The sequence below is a fragment of the Kaistella sp. PBT33-4 genome (genome assembly GCF_029194425.1).
GTDB lineage: Bacteria > Bacteroidota > Bacteroidia > Flavobacteriales > Weeksellaceae > Marnyiella.
This window is the reverse complement of record NZ_JARFYL010000003.1, coordinates 424,422-437,108: the sequence shown is the minus strand read 5'-3', so window position 1 is coordinate 437,108 and position 12,687 is coordinate 424,422. Positions and strand designations below refer to the sequence as shown.

Sequence of the window (12,687 nt, the reverse complement as noted above, 5' to 3'; positions counted from 1 at the left end):
TTTTAAGCAGGGAGCTGCGCGTTGATGGGCTGGTTAAGCCAGGTGATTTTCTGTACCTTCCGCAGACGGTCAAATTCAAAATCAATTTTGCCAAGTAACAGTCCGGCCCAGCCTACCTGGTTTACCAGCACTGTTTTGCCGGCTTTGTTCACGAGTTGTTGCGGCTCGGGCAGGAAGGTGTGCGTATGTCCGCCCAGGATAAGGTCTATTCCTTCGGTCCCGGCGGCCAGGATTCGGTCCGAAACCTTATTCGGATTGTCACGGTAATCGTAGCCTATATGGGAAAGACAGATTACCAGATCGCATTTTTTTTCTTCGCGCAGGATGCGGGTATATTCCTGAGCAGTTTCTATAGGATTCAGGTATACCGTTTCACCATAATGTGTTTTTCCTACCAGTCCCGCCAGTTCAATTCCTACGCCGAAAACACCTACTTTAATTCCGTCTTTTCTGAATATCCTGTATTTTTCTGTGTGGCCCTCCAGAATGGTGTTGCTGAAATCGTAATTGGAGCATATAAATGGAAATTTTGCATGCGGAAGTGCCTTCTTAAAACCTTCAAGTCTGTTGTCGAACTCGTGATTTCCCATGGTAGAGGCGTCGTATCCCATCATGGACATCAGTTTGAATTCCAGTTCGCCGCCAAAAAAATTGAAGTAGGGAGTTCCCTGAAAAACGTCGCCGGAATCAAGCAGCAAAACATTTTTTTCTTCGGAACGTATCTTCTGAATCAATGTTGCGCGTCTGGCAAAACCTCCCTGGTTGGGATTCCGGACATAGGAAGCGTCAAATGGTTCGATGCGGCTGTGCTGGTCATTGGTATGGAGTATTGTAAGACGTGTCCCGCCTTCCGGAACTGCCAGCTCAGAACCACCTGCGAGCAGGAGCTGTGGTGCAAGTGTGAGTGCCAGGGTACCGCCTCCCAGGGTTTTTATAAAGTTCTTTCTATTCATTTTGGGTTCCGTTGGATTTGTTTTTAAACTGAAGCCGCAAGTCTTTAGGAGCAACTACCTGAGGCGTTGCTCTGAATTTCTCTATGAAAAGGTCGCGCATCTTAATTCCGGTAGGTATAAGTTCTGCTCCCGCGAAAAACTGCATATTATCTCCGCCACCGGCCAGATAGTCTGAAGTGGCTATGTAATAGGTTCTGTTTTTGTCGAATAATTCACCATTGATCCTGCTGGAGATCAGTTTGCTTCCGTCGGTTTCAATAAAAAGACCAGAAACAGGGTTGTTTTTCTGATACTTCCGGTAGAATTCAAAGAGATCCGCCATTCTTTTGCCGTCCAGTTTCATGATTACCACCTCATTTTCAAAAGGCATCACTTCGTAAATATGCCGTGTCAGGATATCACCTTTCCCTATGGAAGTCCGAATACCGCCAATGTTGATAACCGCGGCATCTACGGGCGGGCGGCCATTGCTGTTTGCCCATTCGGCGGCTCCCTGCAGGGTGAAGTCTGCCAGAAGGTTGCCCAGATTGCTGTTATCGCCCTGTTTGTTAAGATCTACAGAAGTGAAAGACAGGCGCGTGTTCATTTTGCTGTCCAGATCTTTTTTGTAAGGTGCTATTACAGCCATGTAATCTGCGTCCGGGGTGAGCGCATCGGTGATGGAAATGTTTTTCTGCGTCTGTACACCACTTATTGCCAGTGGTGCCCGACAGGCAGTAAGGGCGAGCAGCACCAGGGCTGAACTCCAGTATTTATGATTCATTATTTTTTTGGATATCACCTACAAATATATGATTTGAAAGCAAATTTTCACTTTATTTAACGAAAATTATTGCCTGAAAGGTGTAAATTTGAGACATTAAAATTTTAAAGCATGAGCAAACTAAAAGGAGTTGGGGTGGCATTGGTAACACCGTTCAATGAAGATTTATCAGTAGATTTTGATTCGCTTACCAAGCTTGTAGATTTCAATATTGACAACGGGACTTCCTTCCTGGTTGTATTGGGAACCACGGCTGAAGCCGCCACCCTGAGTGAGGAGGAAAAGCAGCAGGTCATCAGTCATGTTGTAAAAACGAACCGTAAAAGAGTACCGCTCGTGCTCGGTATTGGCGGTAATAATACTATGGAAGTGAAAAGGCAGATTGAAGAGGCCGACCTCACTGAATTTGAAGCGGTACTGTCGGTATCTCCCTATTATAACAAACCTAGCCAGGAAGGTCTGTATCAGCATTTTAAGATGCTGGCTGAAACCGGTAAACAGATTATCATCTATAATGTTCCTTCACGGACCGGCCAAAATATTGAGGCCTCAACAACACTTCGTCTGGCCAATGAGTTTCCGAATCTGTTCATGATTAAAGAAGCGGCGCCAAATATCCTGCAGTATTTTGATATCCTGAGACAGAAGCCGGATGGTTTCGGATTGCTTTCAGGTGACGATGAATTTACCCTGCCGGTCACCCTCGCCGGTGGAGTGGGTGTAATTTCGGTGATCGGACAGGCATATCCTAAGGAATTCTCTACCATGGTGCAGCTGGCCTTTGACGGCAGAGTGAAAGAGGCTTATGAGATTCATAACCGTCTTGTAAATATAACGCGGCTTATTTTTGCTGAAGGAAACCCGTGTGGCATCAAGGCCGTACTCGCTGAAATGGGAATTGTGAAAAACCATCTGCGTTTACCCCTCATACCGGCGTCCGATGATTTGCATCACCGCATAAAAGCCGAAATGAAAAATATCTAAACTGAGAAATGGGCTCCGGCCCATTTTTTATTTGCAGCATCATGATTAAAATTTCAAAAGCATCACAATCTGATATTCAAACAATCCGGAAATTGGCAGAAGCCTCGTGGCGGGATAATTACCGAAATCTTCTAAGTCCTGACCAGATAGAGTACATGCTTAAAATGATGTATTCCGAAGAAGAACTTCAGAACCATTTCTCGCAGACCACCTACCCCTACTATATAATCCGGGACTCAGGCAAGCCGGTGGGTTTTTTGGGATTCGAATATGATTTTGAACCCGGCACCACCAAACTTCACCGGATCTATCTTCTGCAGGAATGCAAAGGCTTGGGATTCGGCAAACTGGCGCTTGACTTCTTAAAAGAAAAAGTGCGTAGCTACGGAAATTCACGTATCATACTGAATGTAAACAAAGGCAATCCCGCCCGCGGTTTTTACACGACCCAAGGATTTACCGTCTACGATGAGGGGGTTCTTGATATCGGCAACGGATTCGTTATGGATGATGTACTGATGGAATTTTTTGTTTAAATTTAGTTAATGAAAAGAAACCTTGTCCTGCTCTGCTGGCTGAGCTTCCTGCCGCTGAATGCGCAGATACAGAAGGCCGTTACTGAATCCGGAAAAGAAGTTGTTCTTTTGGATGACAGGACATGGCGTTTCGTCCATGAGTCCGACAGTACTGCGCTCGAAACAATTGTACAGAATAAGGCTGAATTTACTCGCGATGCCAAAGCAACGTCTTCAGTACAGAGTGCCAACCTGAATGTTGCCGTGTACCATGATCCCAAAAAATGGAAAACTGCGGCCAGCGGTCTTCAGAATATTGAATATCTGTTCATAGGTCCCGACCATATTTTTGCAACACTGACTGCCGACCGCTCCAGGATTCCCAACCTTCGGATTGTGAAGGATGTTGTGATTTCCAACGTCAGGCAGGCAACCGATTATTTCCGGCTGAAGGAATCCGAATACCGTACAGTAAACGGCAGGAGGATGCTTTATCTGCGCTATATAGCCAACCTTAAAGGTTTGGATTTTGAATATGCCGGTTATTATTTTATAAATGATTCGGGTTTTGCGATGGTGGTAGCTTACACCATGCAGCAGGATTTCGAAGCGAAATTTCCGGAAATACAGAAATTTCTGAATGGTTTTACGGAAATCAGTTATCAGCCGCCGCCACCTCCTATGAGAGTCCCCAAACTTTAATATTATAAAAGGCGCTTATAATTCTGTAAAGACCTGCTGTTCATAATTACGCATTTTTGTAAGGTAATTGTTTAACAGAAGAACGAATGAACAGGTTAGAAGTTTTTGAAGATTATTTTGTTTCACTGTACAAGAAATTTGGTATCGCAAAGGTGAACTATGACCGGGAACTGCACCTTGATGAAAAGGATATCCACAGGATGGTATTCTCATCTGACGATTTCAACCGTGATTACAGCCGCCTGAAATCCCACTGTAAAAAAGTTTATAAACTGCTCAAACGCCGTTACCACATTACTGTCCGTAAAGATTATGGCGATAATTATTATGTCACTGTCGATTAAAAAAACTCAAATTACTTTTCTTTTTTATCTATCGTTGGTTTCCTGCAGAAGAATCTGTGGGAAACCTTATTTTGAAGCCTGGTTCTCATAGCATTTCGCGCAGCCATTTAAGCTTAAATTTGTTATCTTTACCCATATAAATAGTTCCTCATACAATGAAAATCTATCTCAAATTTGATTTTAATACCATCTGCAAATCCGTACTGGATCAAAAACTTGGCGAAAAAGGATGGAAGTACCGTATACTGAGTTTTGGCGAAGTGGAGTTTCTGGAACAGATTCCAAAGGAGCAGATGAAGGAGCTTACGGAATCGTTAAATGAGTATGGTATTGAGATTATTGAAAACCAGAAATCAGCCCTGGTGCAGAAAATCAAGGATGTGATCTACGACATGGTTTTTTCCGAGAAAGATGTTCATGTGAAGGCTTCGGTTTATCTGGCAGAGAAGCTGAACCACAGTTACGGTTATCTCTCCAATCTTTTTTCCGAGGTTACCTACACTTCCATAGAGAACTTCATTATTATGCAGAAAATCGATTATGCCAAACAGCTGATAGTGAACGATAAACTTACACTTACGGAAATTGCTTACCGACTGAATTATTCCAGTGTGGCTCACCTAAGTACCCAATTCAAGAATACCACCGGCATTACGCCTTCCCAGTTCCAGAAAATCATTGCCAAGAGGCGCGAACTGGCCAACTTAAAATAAATACAACAGAAATGGTTAAAGAATATATGCACATCATCCTGGCGGATGACGATGAAGATGACAGGCTTTTTTTTACGGATGCATTTGAAGAACTCAAGATAAATACGAAAGTCCGCACCTATAACGATGGCGCTGAACTCATGGATTATCTGAACGGCGATGATGCGGTTCTGCCCGAAATTCTATTTCTGGACCTCAATATGCCGAAGAAAAACGGTATCGAGTGCCTGGAAGAGATTAAAAACAACCCTAAACTGTCCAATATTGCCATTGCCATTTATTCCACCTCCTCCTCCGAAGAGCATATTGAGGAAACATTCGTAAAAGGTGCCAATATTTACATCAAGAAACCCAGCGATTTCGGAGCCCTTAAGAAAGTGCTTTCCGATGTCGTAACCATTAACTGGCAGTATCAGACTTCGGGACTTAACAAAGACAATTTCCTGCTCAGAATGTGAAGATGAACAAACTCTTCCGGACCCGGTCCTCCTTCCTGCTCACAGTAATATTTATTGTGGCAACCGCCCTTATGTTTTTTCTGATGGCTGTAACTTATAAGCATCTCGAACGTCAGTCTGAAAACTCGGACTGGATGACGGACAGTTATGAAGTTTCGGTAAAACTTGAAAGGATCTACTCCAACCTGAAAGACATTGAAACAGAAAGGCGCAATTTTATCCTGACCGATGATCCCACCTCACGGCAAACGGTCTCGGCCAAAATGAAGGAAATAAACACTTTGCTTGCTGATCTGGATACTTTTTTTCGTGAGCACCCGGGACAGCGTGAAAATATGGACAGTCTGAAACTGATGATCAGGTACAAATATGATATTGTATCCGAAAGTTTCGACACCCATCTTTCCTATGACGAAATGGACGCGCTGAAGGAATCACTTATGACCGGCCAGCGCGTAATGGCCAGTATCAATGACAAAATAGAACAGATGCTGCAGGATGAAAAACACCTGCTCGAAAGCCGTAAAGCGGCTTTCATGTTCAGCCAGAAATCGACCCCGTTCTATCTTTACCTTATTTCACTTTTCGCGTTGGGTCTTCTTATTTTTATCTTTTATAAGGTTAATGCAGATATCAAGAACCAGCGAAAACTCAATTATGACCTTCAGGTCAGCCTGGATACGGCCCAGCTTGCTGAAAAAGTGGGCGGATACGGAATCTGGATTCTGGATTATCAAAGCGATTCCTATTATTATTCTGATAACCAATACCGTCTTTTAGGGTATGAACCGCAGGCTTTCAAGGCAGATTACGGCAGTTTTATGACCAATGTTCATCGGGATGACCTGCAAACGGTACGCACCAAATATGCGGAAATGGTACAGAACGGTAATATGGCACCCTTCCGCTACCGTATTGTAAGGGAAGATGGTGTGGTGAAGTACCTTCACGTGGTGGGGAAATCGGTACTGTCGCCTAATGACGATAAAATTCTGCTGGGCATCACCATGGATGTGAGCAGTGAGATTGAAAATCAGCTGCAGCTTGAAAAAGTGAATGCCATCCTTACCGACAGGAATATCAATCTCAATGTGGCCAACAAAACCTTTGAAGAGGCGGAAAAGATTGGTATGTTCGGCACGCTGCAGTGGATTCTGGAAGACAACCGGTTTGTTTTTTCTGATAATCTGGTACGTCTCTTCGGTTTTGAAGCCGAGGATTTTGACCATCACCCACGTTCCTTTCTTAAAACTGTTCATCCACAGGATATCAGGATGGTTGAAGACCGTATTGCAGCTATAGCTGAACTTCAGCATATCTCACCTTTTACCTTTCGTATTCTGCGCAATACCGATAAGAAGCTGCTTTATATTGATGTGACCTGTAAAATCATCCGTGATTCGGAGCTTGGCGATTATTTCCTTTTTATACTACAGGACGCAACAGAGGAAGTATTGGCCAAGAATGACATTGAAGAAAAAAACAGGATACTGGAAGCCAAAAATACAGAACTTCAGGCCTTTAACTATTTTGCGAGTCATGACCTGCAGGAGCCGCTTCGCAAGATTCAAACCTTTATAAGCCGGTTGAAAGACAAGGAATATGACCGTCTTTCCGATACAGGTAAGCAGTATCTGGAGCGGATTGAGTCCTCCTCGGGCCGTATGCGTTTGTTAATTAAGGACCTGCTGCAGTTCTCCCGCACCACAAGCGCCGAACAGGTATTTGAGACTGCCGACCTGAACCAGCTCATGTATAATGCGCTGGAAGAACTTCATCATCCTATTGAGGAAAAGAAAGCGGTAATTAAAACAGAAAGCCTGCCCGTGTTGAGTGTGGTTCCTTTTCAAATCCAGCAGCTTTTCATCAACCTTATCAGTAACTCATTAAAATATTCGCGCGAAAATGTTACACCGGAAATAAAGGTGACTGTGGGACGTGTAGAATCCGGCGATGAGGGACTGCCCGTAAAGGCCGGAAATTATTTTTATAAAATTGTATTCAGCGATAACGGGATTGGTTTTGAACAGCAGTACGCCGAGAAGATTTTCACCCTGTTCAGCCGCCTGCACGGTAAACTGGAATATGAGGGTACCGGAATCGGACTGGCCATTTGTAAGAAAATTGCTGAAAATCACAGCGGTTTCATCAAAGCTGACGGCACACCGGGCGAAGGTTCCGTATTCACAGTTTATTTACCTGTACAGTAACACATTCTTTATATTCTGCAAGCTTTACGCTTCATGATGTAATATGAAGCCCACGACTCCTTGCGATATTTGTTCATTGAAGGTGAGACAAATGTTATTGGTACTTAAGCACCAAACTGTATAAACATACAATCTAATTTTATAATATCATGCTTCAAACTTTCAGGCATATTTGCACTGGACAATATATATAAAATGAAAGATAATATACTGTATATAATGGCGGCGGTTTTATTTTTCAGCTGGATGATTGGTTACATGCTGTTTGACATTGGAGGTGTATTTCACTTCATGTTTCTCTTCTCAGTGTTGGCTGTTCTTCTGAAACTGGTAAAAGACTATTCACGTTAATCTCAATTATAACCTAAAAATAAACTATTATGACAAAATTTCCTTTATTTACAAAAGTGCAGTTATTCGTGTACTCACTGTTCTTTTCAGCAATTGCATTCGCACAGAATTCCAGCCCGGACCTGGATGTAGATGTTGACGTATCAAAACCGGGTGATGCTATGGGTGGCGACTGGATGTCTAATCCATTGGTATGGGTTATCGGCGCACTGGTACTTATCGTAATTATCGCTTTGGTAGCCAGAGGAAATAACAATAACAGAGCTTAGTTTCTGCTACACCAAATCACAGAATGAGCTGCTTGCCCCGTGCAGGCAGCTTTTTTTATGATGCAGGAAAAGTGATGTAAGGCGACTTCCGTTCAGGACTCAGGAAATTTTCCCCCAACTTGTTTTACTGCGGAAATGAAGCAGGTAATAATTTTTTAGATTTTGGTGCTCAGGCAAGGCCAGGAACGGATCTTGCTGAAGAATGGCCGCCACGGCGTCCTTGGATGCCTGTATAATATTTGCATCTGTAGTAAGGTCCAGTTTCTTAAAGTCAAGGATTCCACTCTGCTGTGTACCCAGCAGATCACCGGGGCCCCTGAGCTGCATATCCACTTCCGAGATTTTAAAACCGTCATTGGTTTCCGTCATAGTTTTTATGCGGGTCCTGCTTTCCTTTGTCAGTTTGTCTGATGTCATCAGGATGCAGAAACTCTGTTCAGCCCCGCGTCCCACACGACCGCGCAACTGATGAAGCTGCGAAAGTCCGAACCTTTCCGCACTTTCTATGATCATTACCGAAGCATTAGGCACATTTACCCCCACTTCTATTACCGTGGTGGCTACCATGATCTGCGCCTTGCCGGAGGCAAAATACTGCATGGCCTCTTCCTTTTCATTAGGCTTCATTCTGCCGTGGAGCATTGTGACATTGCATTCCTCAAAAAACTGCATGATATGGTCGAAATTCTCCATCAGGTTTTTATAGTCCAGGGTTTCGGATTCCTCAATCAGAGGATAAACGAAATACACCTGACGCCCTTTCGCAATCTCTTCGCGGGCGAAACGGAAGACACTTAACCGGTCTTTTTCACGGCGGTGTGCCGTGATTATAGGTTTTCTGCCCAAGGGCATTTCGTCAATTACTGACACATCCAGGTCACTGTAGAAGCTCATGGCCAAAGTCCGGGGTATGGGCGTGGCGGTCATTACCAGAATATGCGGCGGAATCCGGTTTTTGGCCCATAAACGTGCCCGCTGTGCCACACCGAAGCGGTGCTGCTCGTCTATTATGGCCAAGCCCAGGTTTTTAAACTTTACGACATCCTCCAGAACTGCGTGTGTGCCTACCAAAATGGAAAGTTCCCCGGTCAGCAGCGAGTCATGAATCAATTTTCGGTCTGACTTTTTTGTTGATCCTGTAAGCAAACTGATACGGATTCCGGCAGGTTCGGTAAGTTCTTTTAGCGAATTGAAATGCTGTTGGGCCAGAATTTCGGTAGGTGCCATCATCACACTTTGGAAGCCATTGTCCATGGCAATAAGCATGGCTAAAAGTGCCACGATGGTTTTTCCGGAGCCCACATCACCCTGTAGCAACCGGTTCATCTGTACAGGTCTCCGCATATCCATCCTGATTTCCCTGATGACTCTTTTCTGCGCATTGGTGAGGGGGAAGGGCAGGTAGTCCTTGTAAAATGTGGTAAAATAGTCTCCCACCAGCGTAAATGGATTTCCCACAGCATTGGCCTGATGGTGCTGCTTCTTAAGCGCATAACTCAGCTGGAAAAAAAAGGCCTCCTCAAATTTGATCCTGCGGCTTGCCTGCTCACAGATTCGGTGGTTGGCCGGAAAATGAATAATCAGGTAAGCGTCGGCGCGGGAAAGCAGTTTCAGTCTCTGGCGTAAAGAGTCGGGGATATTCTCGCTCAGAAGCAGGTGAATTTGCGAACAGAGGCCGCGCAGAATATTCTGAAAGAACTTTTGATTCAGGCCCCGCTTGCTCAGTTTTTCCGAGCCGGGATAGATCGGTACCACTGCGGAAGTCCGCTCTTTGATGTCCTCAGTTTCAATCTCCGGATGGGACATGGAGAATTGACTGTTAAATAAATTTACTTTGCCAAATACGAAAACAGTTCGGTTTACCGGCAGTTGTTCTCTGAGCCATTTCGAATATTTAAACCAGACAAGTTCTATTGTGCCTGTTTCGTCCTGAAACTTTGCAGAAAGTCTTTTGCTGCGGCCCTCGCCCAGTTCTCGTACCTCTATGATACGCCCTTTCAGCTGAACTTCAGGCAAATTGTCGGTAAGATCCGTTATACGGTACACTTTGCTTTTGTCCAGATAGCGCAGCGGAAAAAAGTTCAGGAAATCCGCAACTGTCGCAATGCCTAAAACATTCCGGATCAGTTTCGCACGTTCCGGACCTATACTTTTCAGATATTCTACAGGGGTATCTAAGGACAGCTGATTCATGGTGATGGCCAGACAATTTCCGAAAAAAAGAAAAGACTTCCAAAAAAATGGAAAGCCTTTCTTATTTAGCAAGTTTCATTGATGTCTGTGGGGACTTTAGTCTTTTATTTTTGACTTAAATTTTTTCTGATAATTCTCCCAATCTTCGCGGGTCTTGATTTTCAGATGTTCATCGTTCGCAAAGAAGTAAATATAGGGTTCCAGTTCCTGGGCGGTAAGCGCACCCTGAAGCATCGTAATAGGGTTGGCCTGCTCGTCCAGAAATACAACGCTGGGTACCGCGTTTACATTCATGTACTGGGTAAGTTCGTGCATGGCATTGCGCCGTTTTTTATTCCCGAAATCCGGATTACTGAAGGTGCGTCCGTACATTTTAATTTTCTGATTTCCTTCCGCATCAAATTTCACAGGATAGTAATTCTGGTTCAGATATTCGGCAATCTGCGGATGGTTATAGGTTTTCTTCTCCATCACTTTGCAGGGGCCACACCAGTCGGCATAAAAATCAATCAGAATCTTCCTTGGAGCGACTTTCTGCGCGGCTATGGCCTCATCAAGAGTCATCCATTTCAGCTGAGCTGAAGCTGTGGTAAAAATCAGAAGCAGTAACACTGCGGCAAACTTTCTCATAGTATATTAGATATATAAAATCTGATAATGTTAAATGGGATTACCTTACTTCCTGCATCAGTTTTTTCACCAATGGCGATATGGCAATCAGGACCACCCCGGCAATTACTGCGTAAATTGCCAGTTGCCTGTAGCCCTCTGTATAGGCAAGGAGCGCGTCCATATTGGTTGAGCCTTCCTTGGCTGTAGCCATGCCTGCACCAATGATTCCGGCCACGTACTGTCCGTAAGCGGAGGCCAGAAACCAGAGACCCATCATCATTCCCTGCAGTTTTTCGGTTGAAAGTTTGGTCATGATACTGAGTCCGATGGGTGAAAGGCACAGTTCACCAAAGGTAATGACCAGCAGTGCAATGGTGAAAATATTAAGTGAGGTGATGCCCTGCAGGTCCGCAAAGAATCTGGTCGCAAAAAGCACGTAGTATCCCGCCCCAAGGAAGATGAAGCCAAGTCCGAACTTTATAACGGTATTAGGTTCCAGTTTTCTTTTGCTCAGCCAGATCCACAGCAGCCCTAATAATGGTGCCAGAAAAATAATGAAGAAAGCACCACCGGAATTATTTACGCCGTTAGGATCCAGGCCAAGGAGGTCCTGGTTAAGGTTCTTGGCGGCAAATATGCTTAATGAGCCTCCGGACTGTTCATATATTCCCCAAAACAGGATGGAGAAGATAATGAAGACAAGTGCTGCCCAAAGTTTTTTGCGCTCTGCGGTGTTCACCTTCGCCATTTCATAAAACAGATATATCAGCGTTAGCGGCCCTACCGTATACATAAAGTAATCAGTATACTGGGGAACCGAGACCATGATCATGATTAACGGTACAAATAGGAGGGTTAAAATATAGGTTCCAACTACTTTCCACCTGGGCTGGCTTTGAAGTGTGCCGTCGGCCGACAAACGCTGTGGCATTAGACCAATGGGGCCCAGGCGGCGCTGGGTGAAAATAAAATTGATGAGGCTGATGACCATCACCACCGCTGCAAGGCCGAAGGCAATATTCCACCGAAGTGTTTCCGGAATAATGTTGGCGAACATTTCGCCTTTCCCAATGGCTATACAGATATAACCTCCAAGGAGTGCGCCCAGGTTGATGCCGGCATAAAACAGCGAAAAACCTGCATCCGTCCGCGAATCTCCGGCACGGTACAGTTTACCCACCATCGTTGAAATATTGGGTTTAAAGAATCCCGTTCCCACAACGGTAAATGAAATTCCCAGAAAAAAGAAATCATGCGGATTCGCGGCCAGGATTAAACTTCCCACAATCATCAGCAAACCTCCCCAGAAAAGAGATTTCCTGAAACCCAGAATCTTGTCGGCAAAAAGACCGCCTACAAATGTAAAGGCATACACGAAGGCCTGGGTAGCTCCATACTGAAGATTAGCCTGCTCGTCGTCAAACTTTAACTGTGAGATCATAAAGAAAACCAGCATGCCCCGCATTCCGTAAAAGCAGAAGCGTTCCCACATTTCGGAAAAGAACAGGGACCATATTTGCCGCGGATATTTTCCTTTGAAATCCTGTATTTGTTCCAGCGTAAGATTCATAAGATATATTTGGCACGAATGTAATAAAAAAAACCACCGGAAGTCCGGTG

At 44.4% G+C, this 12,687-nt stretch carries 14 protein-coding genes; 9 read left to right on the top strand and 5 right to left on the bottom strand.

The genetic code is table 11. From position 1 onward, the window contains the following. Window positions 1-2: 2 nt before the first annotated feature. The gene (locus P0M11_RS08080) at window positions 3-953 is read right to left on the bottom strand and encodes a metallophosphatase (RefSeq protein ID WP_275625206.1); all 951 of its coding nucleotides are present in this window, start codon (window positions 951-953) and stop codon (window positions 3-5) included. Further along, window positions 946-1,716, bottom strand: coding sequence for a 5'-nucleotidase (locus tag P0M11_RS08075; RefSeq protein WP_158063496.1), 771 nt, complete (start codon window positions 1,714-1,716; stop codon window positions 946-948). Before P0M11_RS08075 ends, P0M11_RS08080 begins: the two co-directional genes overlap by 8 nt. A 111-nt stretch (window positions 1,717-1,827) precedes the next feature. Between P0M11_RS08075 and dapA the strand changes: the two genes are divergently transcribed. The 9 genes from dapA to P0M11_RS08030 all read left to right on the top strand — a co-directional run bounded on the left by dapA (window position 1,828) and on the right by P0M11_RS08030 (window position 8,262). Beyond that, window positions 1,828-2,700 carry a 4-hydroxy-tetrahydrodipicolinate synthase gene (gene dapA / locus P0M11_RS08070; protein WP_158063497.1) on the top strand — a complete coding sequence of 291 codons (873 nt, stop codon included), beginning with the start codon at window positions 1,828-1,830 and terminating at the stop codon, window positions 2,698-2,700. A gap of 41 nt (window positions 2,701-2,741) precedes the next feature. Continuing rightward, the gene (locus P0M11_RS08065) at window positions 2,742-3,236 is read left to right on the top strand and encodes a GNAT family N-acetyltransferase (RefSeq protein ID WP_345774358.1); all 495 of its coding nucleotides are present in this window, start codon (window positions 2,742-2,744) and stop codon (window positions 3,234-3,236) included. Window positions 3,237-3,245: 9 nt separating this feature from the next. Beyond that, window positions 3,246-3,917 (top strand): hypothetical protein, encoded by a 672-nt coding sequence (locus P0M11_RS08060; protein WP_275625205.1) that lies wholly within the window; start codon window positions 3,246-3,248, stop codon window positions 3,915-3,917. Between the two features lie 86 nt (window positions 3,918-4,003). Further along, window positions 4,004-4,261: a hypothetical protein gene (locus P0M11_RS08055; RefSeq protein ID WP_158063500.1), complete on the top strand. Its 258-nt coding sequence runs from the start codon at window positions 4,004-4,006 to the stop codon at window positions 4,259-4,261. 155 nt (window positions 4,262-4,416) lie between these two features. After that, window positions 4,417-4,974, top strand: a complete 558-nt coding sequence (locus tag P0M11_RS08050; protein ID WP_158063501.1) for an AraC family transcriptional regulator — start codon at window positions 4,417-4,419, stop codon at window positions 4,972-4,974. 11 nt (window positions 4,975-4,985) lie between these two features. After that, complete coding sequence (locus P0M11_RS08045; RefSeq protein ID WP_158063502.1) at window positions 4,986-5,432, top strand: response regulator; 447 nt, start codon at window positions 4,986-4,988, stop codon at window positions 5,430-5,432. Between the two features lie 2 nt (window positions 5,433-5,434). After that, a complete protein-coding gene (locus P0M11_RS08040; protein ID WP_275625204.1) occupies window positions 5,435-7,642 on the top strand; it encodes a PAS domain-containing protein in 2,208 nt (735 codons plus the stop codon). Between the two features lie 195 nt (window positions 7,643-7,837). Next, a complete protein-coding gene (locus tag P0M11_RS08035; RefSeq protein WP_158063504.1) occupies window positions 7,838-7,993 on the top strand; it encodes a lmo0937 family membrane protein in 156 nt (51 codons plus the stop codon). 29 nt (window positions 7,994-8,022) lie between these two features. Continuing rightward, window positions 8,023-8,262, top strand: a complete 240-nt coding sequence (locus tag P0M11_RS08030) for a hypothetical protein (protein ID WP_158063505.1) — start codon at window positions 8,023-8,025, stop codon at window positions 8,260-8,262. A gap of 99 nt (window positions 8,263-8,361) precedes the next feature. Here the strand turns inward: P0M11_RS08030 and recG are convergent, their stop codons facing one another. The 3 genes from recG to P0M11_RS08015 form a co-directional block, all read right to left on the bottom strand. After that, window positions 8,362-10,446: an ATP-dependent DNA helicase RecG gene (gene recG / locus P0M11_RS08025; RefSeq protein WP_275625343.1), complete on the bottom strand. Its 2,085-nt coding sequence runs from the start codon at window positions 10,444-10,446 to the stop codon at window positions 8,362-8,364. Between the two features lie 105 nt (window positions 10,447-10,551). Continuing rightward, window positions 10,552-11,085, bottom strand: a complete 534-nt coding sequence (locus tag P0M11_RS08020) for a thioredoxin fold domain-containing protein (RefSeq protein WP_275625203.1) — start codon at window positions 11,083-11,085, stop codon at window positions 10,552-10,554. Between the two features lie 40 nt (window positions 11,086-11,125). Next, complete coding sequence (locus tag P0M11_RS08015) at window positions 11,126-12,637, bottom strand: peptide MFS transporter (protein WP_275625202.1); 1,512 nt, start codon at window positions 12,635-12,637, stop codon at window positions 11,126-11,128. Window positions 12,638-12,687: the final 50 nt, after the last annotated feature.

What these genes read in the sequence shown, in the direction of transcription:
- P0M11_RS08080 (WP_275625206.1), bottom strand. Translation starts at nt 953, where the DNA reads ATGAATAGAAAGAACTTTATAAAAACCCTGGGAGGCGGTACCCTGGCA.
- P0M11_RS08055 (WP_158063500.1), top strand. Translation starts at nt 4,004, where the DNA reads ATGAACAGGTTAGAAGTTTTTGAAGATTATTTTGTTTCACTGTACAAG.
- dapA (WP_158063497.1), top strand. Translation starts at nt 1,828, where the DNA reads ATGAGCAAACTAAAAGGAGTTGGGGTGGCATTGGTAACACCGTTCAAT.
- P0M11_RS08015 (WP_275625202.1), bottom strand. Translation starts at nt 12,637, where the DNA reads ATGAATCTTACGCTGGAACAAATACAGGATTTCAAAGGAAAATATCCG.
- P0M11_RS08020 (WP_275625203.1), bottom strand. Translation starts at nt 11,085, where the DNA reads ATGAGAAAGTTTGCCGCAGTGTTACTGCTTCTGATTTTTACCACAGCT.
- P0M11_RS08040 (WP_275625204.1), top strand. Translation starts at nt 5,435, where the DNA reads ATGAACAAACTCTTCCGGACCCGGTCCTCCTTCCTGCTCACAGTAATA.
- P0M11_RS08050 (WP_158063501.1), top strand. Translation starts at nt 4,417, where the DNA reads ATGAAAATCTATCTCAAATTTGATTTTAATACCATCTGCAAATCCGTA.
- P0M11_RS08045 (WP_158063502.1), top strand. Translation starts at nt 4,986, where the DNA reads ATGGTTAAAGAATATATGCACATCATCCTGGCGGATGACGATGAAGAT.
- P0M11_RS08075 (WP_158063496.1), bottom strand. Translation starts at nt 1,716, where the DNA reads ATGAATCATAAATACTGGAGTTCAGCCCTGGTGCTGCTCGCCCTTACT.
- P0M11_RS08060 (WP_275625205.1), top strand. Translation starts at nt 3,246, where the DNA reads ATGAAAAGAAACCTTGTCCTGCTCTGCTGGCTGAGCTTCCTGCCGCTG.
- P0M11_RS08035 (WP_158063504.1), top strand. Translation starts at nt 7,838, where the DNA reads ATGAAAGATAATATACTGTATATAATGGCGGCGGTTTTATTTTTCAGC.
- P0M11_RS08030 (WP_158063505.1), top strand. Translation starts at nt 8,023, where the DNA reads ATGACAAAATTTCCTTTATTTACAAAAGTGCAGTTATTCGTGTACTCA.
- P0M11_RS08065 (WP_345774358.1), top strand. Translation starts at nt 2,742, where the DNA reads ATGATTAAAATTTCAAAAGCATCACAATCTGATATTCAAACAATCCGG.